This is a genomic window from Phascolarctobacterium faecium DSM 14760 (assembly GCF_003269275.1).
GTDB classification, from domain to species: Bacteria; Bacillota; Negativicutes; order Acidaminococcales; family Acidaminococcaceae; genus Phascolarctobacterium; species Phascolarctobacterium faecium.
On the sequence record NZ_QLTS01000001.1, the window covers coordinates 559,851 to 581,106 of the forward strand.

General features: G+C 44.8%; 15 protein-coding genes and 1 other annotated feature. Of the genes, 4 read left to right on the forward strand and 11 right to left on the reverse strand.

Annotated features, from left to right (window positions below; all coding sequences use genetic code 11):
• Window positions 1–83: 83 nt before the first annotated feature.
• The 8 genes from C8D73_RS02685 to C8D73_RS02720 form a co-directional block, all read right to left on the reverse strand.
• Window positions 84–575 (reverse strand): YajQ family cyclic di-GMP-binding protein, encoded by a 492-nt coding sequence (locus C8D73_RS02685; RefSeq protein ID WP_113077226.1) that lies wholly within the window; start codon window positions 573–575, stop codon window positions 84–86.
• A gap of 60 nt (window positions 576–635) precedes the next feature.
• A complete protein-coding gene (locus tag C8D73_RS02690; protein WP_113077227.1) occupies window positions 636–1,877 on the reverse strand; it encodes a purple acid phosphatase family protein in 1,242 nt (413 codons plus the stop codon).
• Window positions 1,878–2,138: 261 nt separating this feature from the next.
• On the reverse strand, window positions 2,139–4,043 hold the full coding sequence (locus C8D73_RS02695; protein ID WP_113077372.1) for a type I glutamate--ammonia ligase: 1,905 nt from the start codon (window positions 4,041–4,043) through the stop codon (window positions 2,139–2,141).
• A 204-nt stretch (window positions 4,044–4,247) separates the two neighbouring features.
• Window positions 4,248–5,282, reverse strand: a complete 1,035-nt coding sequence (gene holA, locus C8D73_RS02700) for a DNA polymerase III subunit delta (protein ID WP_021718907.1) — start codon at window positions 5,280–5,282, stop codon at window positions 4,248–4,250.
• Window positions 5,283–5,302: 20 nt separating this feature from the next.
• Window positions 5,303–7,663: a DNA internalization-related competence protein ComEC/Rec2 gene (locus C8D73_RS02705; protein WP_113077228.1), complete on the reverse strand. Its 2,361-nt coding sequence runs from the start codon at window positions 7,661–7,663 to the stop codon at window positions 5,303–5,305.
• Complete coding sequence (locus tag C8D73_RS02710) at window positions 7,663–8,310, reverse strand: ComEA family DNA-binding protein (protein WP_113077229.1); 648 nt, start codon at window positions 8,308–8,310, stop codon at window positions 7,663–7,665. Before C8D73_RS02710 ends, C8D73_RS02705 begins: the two co-directional genes overlap by 1 nt.
• Window positions 8,311–8,447: 137 nt before the next feature.
• Window positions 8,448–10,940, reverse strand: coding sequence for a leucine--tRNA ligase (gene leuS / locus C8D73_RS02715; RefSeq protein ID WP_113077230.1), 2,493 nt, complete (start codon window positions 10,938–10,940; stop codon window positions 8,448–8,450).
• Window positions 10,941–11,009: 69 nt separating this feature from the next.
• Window positions 11,010–11,213: a binding site (T-box leader), on the reverse strand.
• A 122-nt stretch (window positions 11,214–11,335) separates the two neighbouring features.
• Window positions 11,336–12,517, reverse strand: a complete 1,182-nt coding sequence (locus C8D73_RS02720) for an MFS transporter (protein WP_170123157.1) — start codon at window positions 12,515–12,517, stop codon at window positions 11,336–11,338.
• Between the two features lie 262 nt (window positions 12,518–12,779).
• On the opposite strand from C8D73_RS02720, the gene C8D73_RS02725 reads away from it, so the two are divergent.
• The 4 genes from C8D73_RS02725 (at window position 12,780) to C8D73_RS02740 (ending at window position 16,055) form a co-directional block, all read left to right on the forward strand.
• Window positions 12,780–13,472, forward strand: coding sequence for a metallophosphoesterase (locus C8D73_RS02725; protein WP_113077232.1), 693 nt, complete (start codon window positions 12,780–12,782; stop codon window positions 13,470–13,472).
• 20 nt (window positions 13,473–13,492) lie between these two features.
• Window positions 13,493–14,443, forward strand: a complete 951-nt coding sequence (locus tag C8D73_RS02730) for a DMT family transporter (protein ID WP_113077233.1) — start codon at window positions 13,493–13,495, stop codon at window positions 14,441–14,443.
• A gap of 67 nt (window positions 14,444–14,510) precedes the next feature.
• The gene (locus C8D73_RS02735) at window positions 14,511–15,458 is read left to right on the forward strand and encodes a DMT family transporter (protein WP_113077234.1); all 948 of its coding nucleotides are present in this window, start codon (window positions 14,511–14,513) and stop codon (window positions 15,456–15,458) included.
• Window positions 15,459–15,677: 219 nt separating this feature from the next.
• Window positions 15,678–16,055 (forward strand): NifB/NifX family molybdenum-iron cluster-binding protein, encoded by a 378-nt coding sequence (locus C8D73_RS02740; RefSeq protein ID WP_113077235.1) that lies wholly within the window; start codon window positions 15,678–15,680, stop codon window positions 16,053–16,055.
• Window positions 16,056–16,697: 642 nt separating this feature from the next.
• Here C8D73_RS02740 and C8D73_RS02745 read toward each other — a convergent pair.
• The 3 genes from C8D73_RS02745 to C8D73_RS02755 are packed head-to-tail and all read right to left on the reverse strand — an operon-like array spanning window position 16,698 to window position 20,716.
• Window positions 16,698–18,488, reverse strand: coding sequence for an AlwI family type II restriction endonuclease (locus C8D73_RS02745; protein WP_211305768.1), 1,791 nt, complete (start codon window positions 18,486–18,488; stop codon window positions 16,698–16,700).
• Between the two features lie 9 nt (window positions 18,489–18,497).
• Entirely contained in the window at window positions 18,498–19,469 is a 972-nt protein-coding gene (locus tag C8D73_RS02750; RefSeq protein WP_211305769.1) for a DNA adenine methylase, read from the reverse strand.
• Entirely contained in the window at window positions 19,466–20,716 is a 1,251-nt protein-coding gene (locus C8D73_RS02755) for a DNA adenine methylase (protein WP_113077237.1), read from the reverse strand. The genes C8D73_RS02750 and C8D73_RS02755 overlap by 4 nt, the downstream gene beginning before the upstream one ends.
• Window positions 20,717–21,256: the final 540 nt, after the last annotated feature.

Consider the following 21,256-nt stretch of genomic DNA (forward strand, 5'->3'; position numbering starts at 1 on the left):
ATTTATTATATAGGCAAACTCTGGCAAAAACAATAAAATAAAAAAATACTTCCTACGTTACGTAGGAAGTATCAAAATCCAGTTTAGCGCATATTGATGAATTGTAAATCTACGCCGAAGTCGCCTGCTTTCAGCATTTGGATAACAGCCTGCAGATCGTCTTTTTTAGCTCCGCTGACGCGTACCTGATCGTCCTGCATCTGAGCATTGACTTTCAATTTAGTCGCTTTGATCGCGGCTACGATCGCTTTGGCTTTTTCCTTCGGTATACCCTGCAGGATAGTAAGTGTCTGGCGAACTGTGCCTTTGGATGCCGGCTCTACCTTACCCAGCTCCAGGCAGCGCAGCGGGATATCGCGTTTAGCCATACGGGCACGCAGCATATCGATGATAGCGTTCAGCTTATATTCGTCTTCAGCTGCCAATTTGATACATTTTTCTTCTAATTCGATGCTGGCATCACTGCCGCGGAAATCATAACGCTGGGCGATCTCCTTTTTCGTTTGATTGACCGCATTGTCCATTTCCTGCATATCGACCTGCGATACAACGTCAAAAGAACTGTCTTTAGCCATGATGTCACTCCATTCATTGATTTGTTAATAATAACATTATATCAAAAAATCGGGAGCTTGTCATTTCGTCAGCGTCACCGTATCGATCAGCTTACCGTCCTGCTTCAGGCTGGTCACTGTCAGCTTACCGTCATTAACAGTCAGCTTCATATAATTAGGCTGGTCAAGCACGCCGTCAAAAGCGACCTCCTGCGGCTTGGAACGCGAACCGGCCCAGGTTTTATCACCACTGCGGCCCGAAGAAATATAGATCGTTCCCTGTGATGCCACATTACCGTTTTTAAACGGAGCAGAACGGCCGTAGGTATGATTATGAGCAGAAAAAACTACATCGACATTGCCACGGTCAATAACTGGTAAAAGTGCCGCACCCAATTCATTGGGTCTGCCGTCCTGATAGCGGAACAGATTACGGTGCACCAACACGATTTTCCATTTCTTATCACTGGCGGCCAGATCGCGCTCCAGCCAGCTCACCTGACTTGCGATCAGTTCAGGCTGCCACTCGTTTAATTCCTCCTGCTGCGTATCGATTACAGAAAAATGTACATCGCCGTAATCATAGCTGTAAGCCTGCTTCTGCAAACCCTCCGGCCCATTCAGGGGCAGATCGAACAAATTAAGATATAAATCGCCGCGGTAAGGTTTCCATTGCAGCGAATAATTTTCATGGTTGCCACTGATAGGAGCAACCGGAATCTGCGGCAACAGCCCGGACACTCCACGGAACCAACTGCGCCACTGGCTGTATTGCTCGCCGTTATCTACAAGATCGCCCATATTGATGAAAAAGGCGGCTTCCGGATCGTGACTGTAAGCATAAACGGCAGTCTTACGCCAGACATTATAATCAAGGCTTTGCGAATCGCCGAAGATCAAAGCCGTAAAAGCGCCTCCGGTATCTGTTTTCAACGTTTGCCAGGCAGAAAATTCTTTGCCGCCGCCAGCCCTGTATTCATAAACAGTTCCCGGCTCCAAAGCTGTCAGCGTCACACTTTGCTGATAAACCGTCCCTGAATCTGTTGCAAATTCTTTGCCCTGCGCCCGCACCCTGTGAAGCTCATTTTCGCCCTGCAGCTTATATTCCACCCAGGCATCGCTTTCCGGCGCATGCGTCTGCCACATAATAGTCCGCGAGGTTTTACTGTCGGCAGTAATCACCTGCCGCAGCTGCTGCGGCTCGTAACGCGCAGGCTGTTCGGCGCCGCAATATTGACGTTCATAAAAAAAGATACCGATCCCGACCACGGCAAGCATCAATGCCAGCAGGCCAGTTTTTGAAAAAGCTTTACTCCATCTCATTTTTTCCCCTCTCTCCCGCTACCATACTGTTTTATGCCAAGCTATACCGCTCCCAAAAGACCGTAATTACCTGCCGCATAAAAAGCAGTTCCGTAAAAAATGTTGATATCATTGCGGAAAAGGACGACAACAGCGCCCTCTTCTTTTTCCTTGTTTAAATTATATAGGTCTGGTCTGCGCTCCAGTCAAGAAAACATTTTGTGAAAAATAATAGGACCCGCCGATAATATTTTCCGGCGGATCCAAAACGTATATGCTTTATCAGTCGATGATATTTTGCTTGTAATCGTGATAACAGCTTCTCAGCTTCTCCATTGTTTTTACCATTTCCAGCTTTAACTTGGAGGCGGCATCAAAATCGCCGCGGCTAAAAGCATCGCGGATCATAGTAAAGATACACGGAGCCTCGACAGAATCTTTAGCCAACATAACACGCAGCGCTGCGATCTTCTCCCACAGCTCATCGTCACATTTATTATAGAAGCCAGTGTCATGCAGACATTTCATTGCCACGATCTCAGCATGGAATTCGGGGATGATCCTGTTTAAGAGCTCGGTCTGCCAGCGAACCAAGGCACCTTTGGCAAAAGAATCGATAAATTCTGCGCGCAGGATATTGCCGCTGGTAAGAGCAGCTTTCTTTTCAGGATATTTATTAAAGCCGCACATATTTTCCCACACAGTTGCAGGCGGTTTACCAAACAGACGGCTGCGTTCTTCCTCGCTGAAGTCTTCAAAAACATCATCTTCGCTGCGGTATTCGCGGTCTTTTTCCAGATAGAAGCCTTCAACGCCGGCCTTTTTGGACAATTCGGCTTCCAGTTCCTTCAATTTTTTGCCTGATTCCACACAAGCCTTGATTCCATCCCACATTGCCAGATAGAAAGCAGCGATAGCAATATAGGTATTAGTATAAGGATTAGGCGAACGCATTTCTATACGGGTCGCCATCGGACTGTCGATATCGCGGATCAAACCTGCCAGAATCGTACGGTTACGGGAAGGGACCTGCGGACTGATACCCAAAGAGGTAACGATACAGACAGGGGCCTCAAAACCTGGCTTCAAGCGGTTCAATGAATCGATCGTAGCTGAAATAAAAGGATTGATGACCTCATAGTTCTTCAAAAGGCCCATCATTGAACCGTAACCGATAGCAGACAGAAAATCCGCTTTCATATCGCCGGGCGCAAACAGATTGACCATTTTACCATTTTTGAGTTTTGCGGCAATACCGACATGGGTATGTTCTCCGCTTCCTGCAACGCCGGGGATCGGTTTAGCCTGGAAGGAAACTTCCAGACCGTTCATCCGAAAAACCTCTTTAACGATAATGCGGGCCAGCAGTTCGTTATCAGCAGTTTGCAGCCCGACGTTAAATTTCCAGTCTACTTCCAGCTGTTCCATAACATGCGTCATATGACCTGCGCCGTCGATCTGTCCACGTACGCCGCCGCATTCTTTATGGCCCATTTCCGGTTCCAGACCATAAGCTTCCATCATTTCTATAGTCTGTTCTAAAGCGGTACGCACGTTACCGCGGGTACGCTGCCAGTATTGCTCCTGCATCATCTGCGAAGAAGAAAGGGCTTCGATCGGTGCGTCTTCACGCGGAGATTTGACCCAGAATTCCAGCTCGGTAGCACAGGTAAAGACCAGTTTTTCGATCTGAGACAGGTCAACATGCTCAAGACCTGCGATCTGCGGATGTTTTTTAAACATTTCCAGCATTTGTGCTTCCACATAATCCAGACTGTTTTGCAGGATCGAACGGGAATCAACAAAGATTTCGTTGTGGATCAGGAAACAGGGTATGCGCAGGGTTCCGACCATTTTACCTGTCTGAGCATCAAAATGCTCGTAATTATAATCAATATACCAGTTGACACTTTTGTCGACCTTCATATCGACGCGGGCGTTATTTAAAGTAGCAATGCCCGGCAAAACAACGGAAGAACCATCAGTCTGAGCAGCCATACCTTCCAGGAAGCTGTTGATATCTTCGATAAATAAATTGATGGGCACTTTTTCGTCGGTATCGTTACCGGCAAAGTCCACACCCATAAAAGAAACAAATTTGATTTCCGGGTGCATTTCCAGCAAAGCCTTCAGTTCCTCCGGGGTTTGCTGTTCAGGGTTAATGTAATACAACATTTCTTTGTTCATCATAGCAATCACTTGCGGCACTGTGCCGCGCTCCTTTCCCAATGCTGAAGCTGAAATACAAATATAAAAAGGACCTTCCTATTTTTAAGCAATAAAATAGAAAGATCCCCATTGATCTATCGCCATCATTATAACAAACAACAGTCAGGCTTGTCCAGTGTTTAAAACAAACTTTAAACACTTTTTTTAACCAAACACCAAATATCACTTGCTCAAAAGCCGGATCAATATTTCTTCCAGCTTTTCAAACTGCCGGCCGCCATAGCGGATTTCGATATTGAGCTGTGATAGTTCCAAAAGTGCCCGTTCCAGTTCACCCAAGCCAAAGCGGCGGCTCTGCTCCGCCATTTTTTTTACAGCAAAAGGCGCGGCTTTTAACTCTGAAGCGATCTCGGCCTGCGAGGCCCTTCCTTCCAGAAGTTCTTTGACACGTCCAAGACGTCGCAATTGGAACGAAACCAGGCCGCATAGCGCCAGCACAGTATTACCGTGCTTACGTTCTTCACCCAAAAGCTCCAAAGTCTGCCCCAGCTTCTTTTCGGCAATGGCGTTCAGCAGCGCAAAGCGCGAAACTTCAGGCAACGCAGCGAAAGTCTGCTCGATATCATCTTTGGTCCAAATCTTACGTTCACCGGCGTAAACCGATAGTTTTTCGATTTCCTGTTCCAGCAGCAGCAGCGGCGCATTGTCAGTTACCGACAGATATTCCATGATCGTTTGTGACGCTTCATAATCAAAACGGCAGCCGCGCAGCGCAGCCTGTTCGTCCAGCCAGGGCTTCAGCTGATAGGATTTGAGAGACTTGCATTCCACCATCGCAGCAGTTTTAAGCAGGCTTTTATAAAGTTTACCGCGTTTATCGATTTTTTCGCCTAACAGCAGTACCTGACAATGTTCAGGTACATCAGCCAGCAGTTCTGCCAGCTCTTCCTGCTGCTGTTTGCGTTTTTCGCCGCCATCCTTACCTCCCCACAGCTTTTCATCTTTAATGATAACCAGACTGCGTCCTGAGAAAAAAGGGTAGGTATTGACAGCAGCAGATATTTCCTTTATATCCGTATCACGCTCAAAAACAGTTATTTCCCTGTCTTCCGGCGCGGCGTCGCCAAAAACAGCCCGCGGTAAAGCGGCGGCTATTTTATCTTTATAATAGCCTTCTTCGCCGAACACTGCGATTACACCAGCTACCTGTGTACCGGCACTTAATTGCTGCATAATTTTTTCTGCCGTGATTTCCATGTTTGTACTCCTTCAAGCCACTAAAAAAATTCCTTCTGATACCGATAACTATAACATTTTACCTGGCTGCCGTCAAAAGTGATTTTAAGCGCTCCGTCCTGATCTGTACGCCGCACCTGAACCCCGCAGGCTGCCAGACGCTGCAGCGTTTCACTGCCAGGATGGCCGTAGCTGTTGGCCGCACCGACTGAGATAACCGCCAGCTGCGGACTGACTGCCGCTAAAAACGGCATTGAAGAAGAAGCATTACTGCCATGGTGACTGACCTTCAATACCTGACCGGGCTGAATCTGCCCCGCTGCCAGCAGTTCCTCCGTTTCTGTTGCATCACCTGTAAAAACAATGCTGCCGTCAGCAGATACAACCCTCACGATCAGCGAGCTTTCATTTGCATCGCTGTCAGCGCTGCCGACAGGCGCGCTGATGATCTGTATTGCAGTATTGCCCAGGGAATAATTTGTGCCGCTCTCGGCATATATAAGCTGCGCTTTGGTATTCTTCAGCAGTGCCTGTATATCTGCTGAAGGCTGTTCCTGAGGCATAATGAGCCTGCGTATAGGTATATTTTTAGCTACTGCGGCCGCTCCTCCTGCATGGTCGTGGTGTCCGTGGCTTAAAAGCAGCATATCCAGACTGCGAATCCCCAGGTAACGCAGATAGGGCAGAACGATACGGCTGCCCGTATCATAGTCACCACGCAGACCACCGGTATCAATCAGCAGCGTCTGACGCTGCGGTGTTACGACCAGTGCCGCATCCCCCTGTCCCACGTCGATAAAATGTACGGTCAGAGGCTGCGGCCTGAATTTATCATAAAGCCCGATCCCCACCAGCATACAGCAGCATAAACCGATCAGCAACCGTCTTTCGCAAGCAGTGAAATCATCCCAGTCGCTGCTGCCGAAAAGCAGCAACAACAGTAAATAATAGACAGCGCCGCATAAAAGAGGCCAGCTGCCAACAGTGACAGTTGCCCAGCCGCCGGATGCCAGCCAGTGAATGATATTCAGCAAGGGGTGCAGTAAAAGCCCTGCCAGTAAAAACAGCAGCTTTCCCAACCCAAATACCGGCAGGAGGGCATATCCCGCCAGTGTCAGCAGTAGTGCCAGTTCCAGCAGCGGTACTAGAAGCAGATTAGCTGCCAGCCCACTCAGTGAAAGCTGATGAAAATAATGGATCAAAAACGGCAAAGCCGCCAGCTGTGCTGTTAAAGATACTGCCAGGATCTCGGCAATCCCCACAGGTAAGTAACGGGTACACAGGCCGCTCAGTACCGGGTAGAAATACAGCAGCCCTGCTGTTGTGGTAAATGATAACTGAAAACCTGCGTCCCAAAGCCAGCGCGGTTCATAGCAGAGCAACAGTATGACCACAGCACAGAAAATATTACTGCGCTGCGGCAGCCTGCCGCTAACGCCGGCTCCAAATAGTGCCAGCGACATAAGCAAAGCCCTCAGTACAGGCGGTTTGAACCCGCACAAAGCCGCATAAAAAAATAAAATCCCTGCCAGCAGCGCCATAGTACAGTGGTTACGGCGCCGCAGCAGTACAAGCAGAAAGCCTGTCACCACTGCTATATGCGTACCAGATACAGCCAGCAGATGCGCCAATCCCACAGCAGCAAAATCTTCCCGCGTCTGCGCACTGATACCGTCGTACCCCCCTAAAGTCATACCGGCTAAAACAGCTCCGGCCTGTCCCGGTACAGTATGCTGCAGATTTGAACGCAGCCCTGCAGCCAGTCCGCCGATATACTGCCTGATACTTTGTCCGTCCCCGGACAAATACAGCTCACTGCCTTTTATAGACATTCGCCCCTGTAAATCCTGCAATTCGTTCCACAGCCCGCTATCCCAACCACCCGGATTGGCGAAATCAGTCATTGGTTTAAGCGTTCCCTGTACAATAACGCCACCGGTTATTTTCTCGCTAAGATCCTGCCCTTGGACGAACACACGTACTTTACCAGATACTGCGATTGCTGTATCGGGTAAAGAGCTGCCAAGTTCCGCACTATTTGTCTGCACCGCTTGACAGGCAAGCACCAGACTGGTTCCCTGCGGCGTTACTTTGACACTGCCAGCTTCCACTCTGCCGAAAATACGTACTTCCTGACCGGTAAAAGTCTGCAAAGGCAGCTGCGGCTGACGCATGGCCCCGCTGCCGCTGGCAGCGCCACAACAAAAACACAAACCAATACCTGCCGCGGCCAACAACTTTACTCCAGCCTTTTGGCGGCAGCACCAGGCAAGCAGCAGCAGAAAAAGTGCCGCCAGTATCAATGCTGGTATCAACGGCAACAGCTTACTGAGCCCTGCGTGGCAGCCAAGCAGAAATGCCAGTGTGGCGGCGACAATGATCTGTTCCAGCTGACGCTGCATCACAGCTCCAGATAAGGCTGCATTTTGCTAAACTTGGCCTTACCGATCCCTTTGACCTTCATAACATCCTCGATACTGGCAAACCCATGCGCCGCCCGATACTCAAGTATACGCTGCGCGGTAATATCACCGACCCCAGGCAACGCTGTCAGTTCGGCAGCCGTAGCCGTATTCAAATGTACCTTGCCGCCGGCTTTTGCTGTGCCCCTGCCACTCTCAGCAGCAGTCTTTACCGAGACCAAAGTATTTGCGCCTGCTGCCTCAGCAGCTGCACCTGCATTTACCGGCGCAGTCTGCTCACGCAATTGCCTGGCACTTAACCGCGGCACATTTACCTGCATACCATCTTTCAGCAGCTTTGCCAAATTAACTTTATCGGGATTAGCTTCCAGTGTCATTCCTCCGGCAGCGGCGATAGCCGCAGTAGCTCTGCTCCCTGCGGGGATTTCATATAAACCCGGCTTTGCTACCGCACCGCTTACATATACCTTAACTCCCCGAGTCTGTACCGCACTGATACCAGCTGCCGGTACAGGCACAACAGCAGCAGTATCCTGCGGGCTGCTTCCCAGCAGACTGCCGCCGGCACATAAAACTACGGCAGCCCCCAAAGCTGCTACTTTTCCTCTCAGCCCTCGTTCCATCATCGCTATCCAGCCCCTTTAAAACGCAAAAAAGCAGAGTTCCTGAGGTCAACAATAAATTCGTTATACCTTAGGAACTCTGCCATAGCGTCTTTATGATTTGATCTTACTGATACAGCTATTTAATTTTTTTCTGCGATTTAAGGTCTGGCAACAATATTGACCAAACGTCCGGGTACGCAGACGATCTTCACGATCTTGCCGACATCGACCATAGCAGCGATATGTTCATCCGCCAAAGCCAGTTTTTCCAGTTCTTCCCTGCCGGCTTCCGCAGGTACAACCAAACGGCCTTTGACCTTACCGTTGACTTGCAGCACGATCTCGACATTATCGACCTTCATGGCCTCTGCCTCGGCTTTAGGCCAGCTTTGTGCATGCACGCTGCTGTCAGCGTCGATGACGCCATGCCACAATTCTTCGGTTACGTGCGGTACGAAAGGAGCAAGCAACCGCAGCAAAGCGGAAACGGTTTCATAAACCAGACCGGCATTGTAATTTTTCTGAGCTTCCTTATAAACATATAAAGCATTGACCAACTCCATCATCGCACTGATTGCAGTATTGAAATTAAACCGCTGCTCGATATCGTCGGTAACTTTTTTGATCGTATTATGCAGCACGCGGCGCAGCTCTTTATCAGCTTCATCCAGTTTTGAAGTATCATAGCCGGTGACCTTTTGGGCCAGCTCACCCTGGAAGTGGCTGACGACACGCCAGACACGGTTGATAAAACGGAAGGAACCCTCCACGCCCTGATCGCTCCATTCCAACTCTCTTTCAGGCGGAGCAGCAAACATAATAAACAGACGAGCAGTATCGGCACCGTATTTGGAAATGATCTCTTCCGGAGAAACGACATTACCTAAAGATTTACTCATTTTCGCACCGTCTTTAATGACCATGCCCTGAGTCAGCAGGTTGGTAAATGGTTCGTCGTATTTTACAAGGCCTGCGTCACGCAATACCTTCATAAAGAAACGTGAATACAGCAAATGCAGGATCGCATGCTCGATACCCCCGATGTACTGATCGACCGGAGCCCAGTAATCAACAGCTTCTTTACTGAATGGAGCAATATCGTTTTTCGGATCGGTATACCGCAGATAATACCAGGAAGAACACAGGAAAGTGTCCATAGTATCGGTCTCGCGGCGGGCCGGCTTACCGCATTTGGGGCAGGTGCAGTTAACAAAGCTTTCACTGGTTGCCAGCGGTGAAACGCTGCCCGCATCAAACTTGACGTCTTCCGGTAAACGTACCGGCAGCTCTGCTTCCGGCACAAGAACTTCGCCGCAGTCAGGACAGTAAATAATCGGGATCGGAGCCCCCCAATAACGCTGACGGCTGATGAGCCAGTCGCGCAGACGGTAGTTGACATGGCGGGAACCAAAGCCCTGTTCTTCCGCATAATCCATAATAGCTTTGATTGCAGCATGCATCTCCATGCCGCTGAACTTGCCTGAATTTACCAGCACGCCTTCTTTTTCTTCATAGGCGGCAGTCATATCTTCAACTTTTAATTCCTGGTCTTTAGGAGTAACGACAACGATCTTATCCAGACCGTATTTATCGGCAAACATCCAGTCGCGCTGATCACCTGTAGGTACACCCATAACAGCTCCGGTGCCATAATCGTACAGGACATAGTTGGTGACCCAGATCTCTACCTGGCGGCCATTGAAAGGATTGACAGCATATTTCCCGGTAAAGATACCTTCTTTTTCCGACTCGCTGGAAGTACGTTCAATATCGGACTGGTTGCGCACACGGGCGCAGAAAGCCCTGATCTCGTCTGCCTTCGGATTATCCCGGCACAACTGCTCTACCATTGGATGCTCGGCAGCCAGGACCACGAAGGTAACGCCAAATGCCGTATCCGGACGGGTAGTGTAAACAGGTAGCTTAGCATTGATGCAGGGCACGTCAAAGCTGAATTCCAGACCTTCACTGCGCCCGATCCAGTTTTTCTGCATCGTCTTAACGCGTTCCGGCCAGCCGTTCAAAAGTTTCAAATCATCCAAAAGTTCTTCCGCATAATCGGTAATTTTGAAGAACCATTGTTCCAGATCTTTTTTGACGACCTCATGGTCACAGCGCCAGCAGCGTCCGTCGATAACCTGCTCATTAGCCAAAACAGTGTTGCATTCACCACACCAGTTGACAGCAGATTTTTTCTTGACGGCCAAACCGCGCTTATAAAACAGCTCAAAGAACCACTGGGTCCATTTATAGTAATCTTCCTTACAGGTGGCAACTTCGCGGTCCCAATCATAGGACAGTCCCAGTTCCTTCTGCTGACGGGTCATGTTGGCGATATTTTCCATCGTCCATTTAGCAGGGTGGATACCATGTTTGATCGCGGCATTCTCAGCCGGCATACCAAAAGAATCCCAGCCCATCGGATGCAGCACGTTAAAACCGTTCATACTGCGGAAGCGGGCAACTACGTCGCCGATGGAATAATTGCGTACGTGCCCCATATGCAGGTTGCCCGAAGGATACGGGAACATTTCCAGCACATAAGACTTGGGTTTGCCTGCATCAATATCAGTTTTAAATGCCTTGTTATCTTCCCAATATTTCTGCCATTTGCTTTCTATGGCATGGGGAGTATACTTTTCTTCGATCATTCTTCTCATAACCTCCTAAAATTTTCTTACCACCGCAGCGCGGCAAATAAAAAAGTCCCCGGCTGTTAGGCCAGGGACGAAATAGCTTTCGCGGTACCACCCTGATTGCCGAAAAAAATCTCGGCCACTCGAAACTGTAACGCCAGTTATGCGTCCGCGCTTTTGACGCGGCTCCTCCGCGGCGAGTTCACCTTGCTCCCGTATTGACTCGCAGCTGCCGTCAACTTTCTGCAACAGGGATCTGTGGTTACTACTCCGCTTCACCGAATTTGTTCATTCTGCAAATACTTTAACCATTATATCACAAATCCGCGGAGTTTCAAGTCTTTTCTTCCCCATCTGCCTAGTACGCACTGCAGGCGGCTTTTAATGCTCTGCGCTCATCTGGAGCCTGCTTACTCTCCCTCAAGCTTAATAGTATGACGCTGCTGCACCAACAGCCAAAATGCCAGTGTGATCACCAGTACGATGATACCTGACAATGCAAACATATTGGCATAGCCCAATATCTCGGTAATAAACCCCAGACCCATAGCGCCGACGACGATGCCGACTTCAATAAAAGCAGTAAAAAAACCCAGTGCCGGTCCACGTTCTTCCGGCCGGGTAACATCAACGACCAGTGCAGTAAGCGCCGGCACTAAAGCTCCATATCCCAGTCCGAATAATATTGCGATCAGCCCAAGCGTCCAAACGTTATCCATAATAAAGAAACACATAGCCGCCAGTGCAACCAAAAGTGAAAACGGCAAAATCACCAGACGCCTGTCGACATGATCGGACAGCTTACCGGCAAAGACCCTGCTGCCCATCGTCGCCAAAGCATAGACTACGAAAAAAATACCATAATCACTTATATGCCGCTGCTGCGCATAAATCGGTAAAAAAGTAAGAATCGCTCCATAGACCAGTGATGCACCCAAAAGGCACAGCGAAGACATAAAAATTACCCGCCGCCTGAAAATCGGCAGCAGATCCAGTTTTTGTTCCTGATCATAAACAGGATTCGTTTCCTTGAGCGGCAGTAACACGAAAAAGCATACTAATGCCGTAACAAAAGTCACGTTGAACAAAAAAGGATAACTTTGTGTATGCTGAAGGATCCAAATGCCTGCTGCTGGAAAAACAGCCATAGAAACCACACTGCAGGTCTGATAAATCCCCAGCACCTCGCCGCGCCTGTCTACCGGCGCATAATCGGCTATATAGGCAGCCGATGCCGCCAGATACATCGCCAGACAAACACCATGCGCAAGCCTGAGTACGACCAGCGGCACCACGCCGGTAACTCTGCCGAACAGCAGAAACAACAGTGCAAAAGAAATCGTACCCAGAAGCATCATACGCTTACGACCCCATTCGTTGGCCAGTTTACCCAAATACGGCCGTATAATAAAGGACGACAGGCCGAAAGCGCCACCAACCAGCCCGATATCGGCAGGTGTACCGCCCAACATCTCCACATACTGCGGCAATACCGGAATATACAAATAAAAAGCTCCATAATACAAAAAATTAGCCAGGCAAAACAAAATAAAATTCACTGACCACATACTGAAATCCTGCTGCTTTGTCATAGTTGCCCCTCCCCTGCGTTTTGATACTTTCATTGTATAAAAATGCTGAAAGCGGCAACAGCAACCAGAGATAGAAAGGAAAAAGATTCTAGCATCCTAATTCAGCCTTCATATCTATATTAAACGGATTAATCAAACTTTGGTAGTAAACACAGGCATTTATTCTCGCGCCGAGGTCAACCCTGTCAGCAATTCCTTGCATTCCTTCTTAAAATAAGCTAACATTAAGTTAACATTAAGCAGCAAAAATGGAGCATAATTCATGAAAATTTACGCTATCGGCGACCTGCACCTTTCCGGAAAGCCTCCGTCCAAGCCTATGGAAATCTTCGGCGAACACTGGGCAGACCACGCCGCCAAGGTTGCAGCCAACTGGCATCAACTTATCCGCAGCGACGATACCGTCATCATCTGCGGCGACACCTCATGGGCCATGGACCTGCAAGACGCGCTGACCGACCTGAACTGGATCGCCGCCCTGCCCGGGCGCAAAATCATTCTGCGCGGCAACCATGACTACTGGTGGTCATCTTTAAAAAAGATGCAGACTGCGACAGAAAATAATTTCAGCTTTCTGCAAAACAACTTTTTTACCTGCGGCACGACTGCCATCTGCGGCAGTCGTGGCTGGCTCCTGCCTTCATCTGACAATTTTAACGCGGACGATGCCGCTATCTACCGCCGTGAAGGACTGCGCCTAGAGGCTTCACTGGAAGCTGCCAGACAAGCCGGCTACAGCGATATCATAGCCGCACTGCATTATCCGCCTCTTTATGACGCTGCAAATGAATCTGTTTTTGCCGAACTGCTGGAGCGTTACGGCGTCAGGCACTGCGTTTTCGGCCATATCCACGGCAGCGATGCAAGCATGGTTTTTGAAGGTATCCGCAACGGCATCACCTATAAGCTTGTCAGCTGTGACACGCAGGGTTTTACACCGCAGCTGGTAAAATAAACAGCGAAGAAGGCGTTCCTATGCCCAAAAATATTTCCGCAGCAACACTGATGGTTTTATTCGCCTGCATCATTTGGGGCGCACAGCCGATGTTCGTCACTTTTGTCGTCCGCGAGTTCGACCCGATCCCTCTGGTCAGTATCCGTTATTTTACAGTAGGCGTAGTGCTGCTGGCAGCGCTGGCTTACAGCGGCGAAAAACTGCTGCCACCACGCAAGGCCTGGCTGCCGCTGTTTTTGATGGGCGTCCTCAGCGTTGGCGGCAACAATGTTGCGCAATTTACAGGCCTGCAATACTCGACCGTAGCCAACCTTACTATTATTGCCTCGCTGACGCCTGCCGTGACCGCACTCTTAAGTCTGGTGCTGCTGCATGAACGGCTGCATAAGCTGCAATGGCTCGGTATCGCCGCCAGTATCATCGGCGCCGTTTACCTGATCAGCAAAGGTTCGCTTTCAACGATTATCAACCTGAACTTTAATTTCGGTGATATCCTGTTCTGCGTCAGTATGGTCGCCTGGGCTTTTTATACCATTCTTGTCGCGCAGGTCAGTAAATATGTATCTGCCTACAGCGCTGTAGCCTGGGCCGGGCTGCTTGGCTCGCTGACTACGGCTGCTTACAGTATCCTGACCGGGCAGTTTGCACTGCCCTATGACCTTTCCGCTTTAGCCTGGGGGTCCTATTTTTACGTTATTTTTATCGGCAGCCTGGTCGGTATGCTGTTCTGGAACAAAGGCATCCGCGTTATCGGCCCCAGTCAGGCCGCCGTGTTTATGAATCTGATGCCGTTAGTAGGCATCATCTGCGGCATCGCCTTTCTCGACGAAAGCTTCTATACTTCTGAAGCAGTTGGCGGCGCTCTTATCATCGCCGGTGTGTATCTGACTACGCAGTACCGCCTGCTGGCCTATAAACTGGCCAGATATCTGGTCAAACGCCGGCGGCAGAAATCATTGAACGACTGTTAAGCTTTTAAGTTACGGGCAGATGCCCGGCACTTTATAAATCATCATCGAAAGGTCTGTCAGCACTGCAATGCAAACGAACAAGCTTACCGCCTCGGCACTTTTGATCTGCACTTGTATCATCTGGGGCATTCAACCGATGTTCGCCAAATTCGTCGTCAGGGAAATGTCACCCATACCTATGGTCAGCATTCGCTACACTATTGTAGCCCTGACGCTGTTTGCTATGCTTGCCTGGCGCGGCGAAAAGCTGCTGCCGCCACGCAGGACCTGGCCGGCCTTATTTACCATGGGCATCCTCGGCGTCTGCATCAATAACGTTACCCAATTTACCGGGCTGCAATATTCGACAGTCACCAACTTTACCATTATCGCCACACTCACGCCCATCGTGACGGCTCTGCTCAGCTTTGTGCTGATCCATGAACGTCTGCACCGCCTGCAATGGCTCGGCATCTGCAGCAGCCTGTGCGGCGCGCTGTACCTGCTCAGCAACGGTTCGCTTGCGGCCATATTGACGCTGAGCTTTAATATCGGCGACGTACTCTTTTTTACCAGTCAGGTCGCCTGGGCACTGTATTCTATCATCGTCGTGCGCATCATCGACGATGTTTCCCCCTTTGCCATCGTCGCCTGGTCGGGTCTGTTAGGTTCGCTTACCACGGCAGCCGGCGCTGCTTATTTTGGTCATTTCGAACTTCCCTCGCTGCTTTCACCGCTGGCTCTTGGTTCATATCTGTTCGTCATTTTTGCCGGCGGGCTGATTGCCATGATCTTCTGGAACAAAGGTACCGGCATCGTCGGTCCCAGTCAGGCAGCCGTATTTATGAATATCATGCCGCTGGTCGGCATCATCTGCGGGGTGCTGTTTCTTGACGAACAACTGCTCATCTCCCAGGCTATTGGCGGCGCACTTATCCTCGGCGGCGTCTATCTGACCACACAATACCGTACCGTCGCCTATCGACTGGCAAAATATTTTACGCGTCGCCAGCGTAAACGACAGCCACTGCACTGACATATCGATGACCGGCGACCTAAGCACAAACAGATCAAAATATCTCTCACAGTCAAGCTTCTTCTGCTCGCGTCGGCAACGGCGGCGAGCCTTTTTATTTTAACAGGTACTATGTCATCCCCGACTTTATTGACACAGGCTGCGAACAGTGCTATGCTAAAAATGTTTACGGCATATGTCGCAAACTCATAACAATCACAGTAAAGGAGCGGTATAACAATGAAAATCGCAGTTACTTATCAGGACGGCGACATCTTTCAACACTTCGGACACACCGAATTCTTTAAAATTTACGACATCGAAAACACTGACATAGTCAAAACAGAAATCGTCAGCACCAACGGCAGCGGCCATGGCGCGCTGGCACAATTTCTGCACGAACACAGCGTCGATACTCTGATCTGCGGCGGTATCGGCGGCGGCGCCCAAATGGCATTGTCACAAGCAGGTATCAAGCTTTATGGCGGTGTTACCGGCAAAGCCGATGATGCAGTAAATGCTTTGCTCAATAATAAACTAAACTATGACCCGGCAGTAAAATGCGACCACCACGAACAGGAACACGGCTGCGGTAGCCATAGTCACCACGGACATTAAGCACCTTGCCCTGCATGATTTACCTGAACAGCAAAATTCAGTACACTACTTACTCACTGCATAAGCAGTGAGTTTTTCTTTTTCCGGACAGACTAAAAAGGAAAGCCATCTGCACCACTTATTAAAACGCTGTTTTGTAATCACTTCCCTGCTTCGTGGCAAAAGAAAACTGCCCCTGTTATATCAAGGGCAGTTTCAAAATATTTTAAAATTTTGCTTCGTGTACTACTGCTTACGTACGTTAGCAAGTAATACCTGTCTTTATATTCTGCCTACTGTGTTAGTATTGAGATAAATAGTATATTAAAACTCTAAACTGAATTTACTTTGTAGATAGTACGTTAGTAGAATATACCACGATGCTGTAACGTAAATACAAAACGTTTATTTTTTATCTTGTATCTTTTCTTGTTTATTTCCTTATTCTTTTATGAACAGGCGAAACAGCGGCGATTTTAGCGGCGATGTAGGGAAATATACTAAAATGATAGTCCACACAAAATCATAGATAATAATGTCAAAAAAATTTATAAAATTTCCCATTATCTAATTAAAGTTTTTGCTTCATAAAATCTGTCAACCATTTCACTATTTAGTACTTCATTTACTATTTTTCTAACCTTATTTTTCTTGATTATAACATTATTCTTGCCTATTTGTATGTTTTTTATATTTAGGCATAATTTGAGGCTTTGCATAGTCTCTAATAACTTTATAATCTCTAATAGACACTACATTCTGTGAATAGTCAACAAAATCTACTATGTCCCATGGAAAAATCTCGACATTATTTGTTTGTCTAATAAGCGCTACCTGATCTCCAACATCTCTTGAAATATTTGATGCTATAAACAGACAAAACCATTCATTGTATCCATTTTTATCTTTAAAGTCTTTATTCGCTGTAGTTAAAACATGGTTTCTAATTGATGGCAATTCATGCTCAACTTGAAAACTACGAGTTTTTGAAATAGTCGGTTCCATAATTGCATGAATAGTATCTTCAAAGACATCAATATCAGCACCAATTTGATTATTTTTCCCTCCTGAAGCAGTGTTAAATGGAATCCCTTGATCATCGGCTTTATAATTAGCTATTACCTTTAATTTTGGAAGAGCTTTCTTGATAACTATAGCAGATAGAAATTCTAGCCTTACAGTTTCTTTCACATATTTCAAAATAAAATGTGATGACGGTCGATTCTCAACGCTATTTATCATTTCATTTTTTAAAAATTCCCAGTCATTTTCTACCGCCCATTTTTCAATCGCTCTTTCCTTTGCATCTTTAGCATCTTGAGTTTCAACAGCTACTTGACTAAAAAAAAGCACTTTATCCATAGCTCCCATAAATTCAAAATACTTATCGACATTATCGCAAAAATTAACGTTTGAACTATAATTTGTAAGAACATGATTAATCTTTTCTTGCTCGTTTTTATTTATATCAATAAACCGCCCAGCTCCTCGAAGGGAAATAAGCATTGTAAGCCGTAATTTACGTATAATTTCATCTGGTGTCTCACCCATAACCTTGTCAAATTTATAATCATTTTTCTTTGATAAGATAAAGGATTTGCTAGCAGGAACTAAACTATTGTTAGAAGTAGAAGAATCCATTAAATTCATGGCATATTCATATACTAATTCATTTGAAGTATTGTATCCAAATTTTTGACGGAAAACATAAATATACTCAGCTAATGTTTCATAATCATTATCACCCCACATAATTATGAATGGTAAATCCTGTTTCGCTATTCCAGGTCTATTATATTTCTCATCTAAGTATTTTATTACATTTAGTACAAGTGGAAAAAAATTTACTTTAATAGTGTTTTTTCGATAAGGATTATTGATTTGATATTTCGCAAATGCGTTTAAAAATGCAGACTGTTCAAACCTTTCATCAAAAGACTCTCCTTTGGGGTATCCATTAACATAATCAGTAATCATTAGCTTACCATTAGAAGAAATTTTCACCTTTTCTCCCTTCACTACTCTAACAAGGCCTAACTCATTTAAAAAGTTAAATTGTGTATGAATCCTAGATTCCCATCCTCCATTCCAACCTTTATCTTTATGAGCCGTAATCGTATTTTTCAACAAATAAACTATCTTATCTAGCTCAATTTCTCCAGGCTCACCATCTACCCATTCTTTATAATATTTATCAACTTTTTTGCTAGCATCAGACGATTGATCAGCAGCTAAAAAAGAAAATTTATCATTGTAATATTTCACGTAATTGCCTAATGTATTTTTAGTTGGGATAAAAATTTTCTGCCGAATTATCTCACCTTCTAATTCTAAGGCTACTTGATCATCAATTGTTTTTCCTTCAAATTTACTCAATACAGAAATAAACTGTGGAATCCTACTTGGATTACGCAGAGTCGTATCAAAAGAAATAGGTTTTCTCCTTTTTGCCATATTCACACCTCAATTATAATAATTGGTTACATATATTTCTTTACTGTCTTTTTTTATAGTATTATCAAATCTTGAGATATAATTACTTTCAATTTTGTATTCTCTATAATTTTTTGACCATTCAAATAAAATATCATTCTGTTTTCCCTTGTGAGATAACATATTAGACAGTCCCCACTTTATTCCTTTCCGGTCTAGTCTATCTAACACGCTATATAGACGTCGTTCATCTTTTTCACTCCAAAGCTTATTATAGTCGCTGAAAGTAATAAGATATGGTGGATCAAAATATAGAAAATCATTTGAAGTTAATTCAATAGATTCAACAAATTTTTCAAAGTCCATTCCTGATGATAAAGTTACCTCATTGTTGTTATACCATGACGAATAATTTTTCAGTGCCGCAGTAACATTTTTATTCCAATCAACATTACCAACTGGCAAATTAAACTTTCCTTGCCTATTGAATCGAATCATATGATTAAAACCATAAACCAGCAGCAAATATAGAAAATCAATATTTGACTGATCTTTGTTATAATCATTTCTAAGTCTCAAATATGCATCTTTATTATAATTTGAAAAATATGTTTTAATATATATTTTTTTTAGTTCTTCTATTTCAGTAGTCGTACCTTTTTCAGAAAGACTTAGTCCATATTTTTTAATCAAGTTATACATTTTTTCAATAAAGTAATCAATATCTTTTGAAGCGATTTGAAGATGCTCATGCAACTCAATTATTTTCTCATCCACATCATTCATCACAATTTTTTTTGCATTAACATTAATTGACGCGCTCCCTCCACCACAAAAAACATCATAATACGTATCAATGTCGTTAGGAAATAGCTTTTTTAGTTGAGGCATTAGCTTGTATTTATCACCAACATAAAACAAAGGAGATCGTATTGATTTCTTTTTTTTCTTTTGTGACTCAACATCATATACCTCAGCAACAAATAATACAGGTTGCATCATTTTCCTACCTCTGTAATAAAAACGAATTCTTTGTGATCTTTGAGATTAGTTTTTCCAGCATTAAAAAACTGAAATGAGCGTTCAAAACTTTGAGTACTTCCTACATTATTTAGTGACTTAATAATTTCCTCATGTGTAATTTTGTTTTTTGAACTGCTACTCTTTGGTTTGTATGTATTATTATAAGTAACAACTATGTATCTTACATTCAAGTTCTTAATCAAATCGTCAAATATCATTGGAGCATTAGTTTTTGAATACTCACTCATATTTTCAACTGGTGGTTTCATAGCAACACCCTCTAATTTAGGTTTATCCCACTTTACAATTCCTTCTAAAACATGATAAAAACGCGAATACTGTCTAGAGTTGTATGGTGGATCAACAAAAGCTACATCTGCTGATACTTTACGTACAAGTACATTTGCGTCGTCTCTAAATATCTTAATATCTTTTCCAGACACAACTAACGGATTAATAAGTTCAAAAATAAATCTATCACTAATATCCACTTTTTTTCTATAAGCATCATAATGTCCAACTGTGTTTGCAATTTTATCGGACGAATATATAAGCGAAGCAATCAAAATTGACCGCTCACGTTCATTTAAGTCATCTGAATTCTCAATTCGAGTTCTAATCTCACCAATAATTCTTGCATCATATTCGCTGAAAAACTTACCACCGAAATTTTCAACAAAATAATCATCATCCATTGAATTTGTACATATTTTTTGGAAATTTCGTTGATAGTTTAATACTTTATCTTCATCATATTTTTGCATTCCAAAAAAAGCTTTAAAAATTATGTTGTTTGAATATAGAAAGTCATTTATAATAAACTTTCTATACTTTGGCAACATCGCTTTAGAAACTACACCAGTTCCTGCAAATACATCAAAAAATGAATCGCCCTGGGTATATTCGTCCATCAAACCAGAAATCCAGTTCATCAATTTGCTTTTATTACCAATATAACGGCGGTTTTCGAGATTATATCGCCCACAAAGATTAGAAAAAACAACATTATATTTATCTTTCAATCTAGTTTCCAAATCTTCGAGTTCTTTCATTACTGCGAATCTACTTTTTCCTACAGACTTTGCAATAGCATCAAAATATTCAATATTCCACTTATCTATATCACGTTTATTCATCCTTCTAACTGTCGTTTCAGGAATACCTGAAATCAAATGAACTTTCCTAATATTAGTATTATTTTGCTTCAAGTACGTTTCTAATATCATCTCTTTCACCTCGTATTTTAATATTATAACATATATTTACCATCTTAATTAATAAAAATCGGCGTATTTGATGGATGATTTTAAACTCACTATGATGATGCAACCATTTATACATCTTTATCAATCATCTAATTCGAATCTATTTTTGTATGATATATGATCGTTATTATGTAGTATCTATATTAACATATCGTCTTAGCAACTAACTTTATAATACATTTTAAGCTGGGAATATCTTTTCCTAAATCCTTTATTCATTTGATTTCATTCACCTGCATATTTCTATACTGTTTCAATTATATATAATCTCCAATCTCACTGACACCCTATACTAACATACTTCTCTGTATTTTCCTATATTATTGTTATATCTCGTAAATACTATACAAATGCTTCTGTATTATAATTTCTTTCAACCATATTTTTCAACTTATTATATTAATTTTCTCTACTATAAACAAGATCCTATCTCATGATAAGCAACACTACTTTTCCAACGTCTGAGCTTTTTTATTATCTTGTTAAGTTTTAAAACAAAAT

Coding starts and splice junctions, on each gene's coding strand:
- C8D73_RS02685 (WP_113077226.1), bottom strand. CDS start 575: ATGGCTAAAGACAGTTCTTTTGACGTTGTATCGCAGGTCGATATGCAG.
- C8D73_RS02690 (WP_113077227.1), bottom strand. CDS start 1,877: ATGAGATGGAGTAAAGCTTTTTCAAAAACTGGCCTGCTGGCATTGATG.
- C8D73_RS02695 (WP_113077372.1), bottom strand. CDS start 4,043: ATGAACAAAGAAATGTTGTATTACATTAACCCTGAACAGCAAACCCCG.
- holA (WP_021718907.1), bottom strand. CDS start 5,282: ATGGAAATCACGGCAGAAAAAATTATGCAGCAATTAAGTGCCGGTACA.
- C8D73_RS02705 (WP_113077228.1), bottom strand. CDS start 7,663: ATGCAGCGTCAGCTGGAACAGATCATTGTCGCCGCCACACTGGCATTT.
- C8D73_RS02710 (WP_113077229.1), bottom strand. CDS start 8,310: ATGATGGAACGAGGGCTGAGAGGAAAAGTAGCAGCTTTGGGGGCTGCC.
- leuS (WP_113077230.1), bottom strand. CDS start 10,940: ATGATCGAAGAAAAGTATACTCCCCATGCCATAGAAAGCAAATGGCAG.
- C8D73_RS02720 (WP_170123157.1), bottom strand. CDS start 12,517: ATGACAAAGCAGCAGGATTTCAGTATGTGGTCAGTGAATTTTATTTTG.
- C8D73_RS02725 (WP_113077232.1), top strand. CDS start 12,780: ATGAAAATTTACGCTATCGGCGACCTGCACCTTTCCGGAAAGCCTCCG.
- C8D73_RS02730 (WP_113077233.1), top strand. CDS start 13,493: ATGCCCAAAAATATTTCCGCAGCAACACTGATGGTTTTATTCGCCTGC.
- C8D73_RS02735 (WP_113077234.1), top strand. CDS start 14,511: ATGCAAACGAACAAGCTTACCGCCTCGGCACTTTTGATCTGCACTTGT.
- C8D73_RS02740 (WP_113077235.1), top strand. CDS start 15,678: ATGAAAATCGCAGTTACTTATCAGGACGGCGACATCTTTCAACACTTC.
- C8D73_RS02745 (WP_211305768.1), bottom strand. CDS start 18,488: ATGGCAAAAAGGAGAAAACCTATTTCTTTTGATACGACTCTGCGTAAT.
- C8D73_RS02750 (WP_211305769.1), bottom strand. CDS start 19,469: ATGATGCAACCTGTATTATTTGTTGCTGAGGTATATGATGTTGAGTCA.
- C8D73_RS02755 (WP_113077237.1), bottom strand. CDS start 20,716: ATGATATTAGAAACGTACTTGAAGCAAAATAATACTAATATTAGGAAA.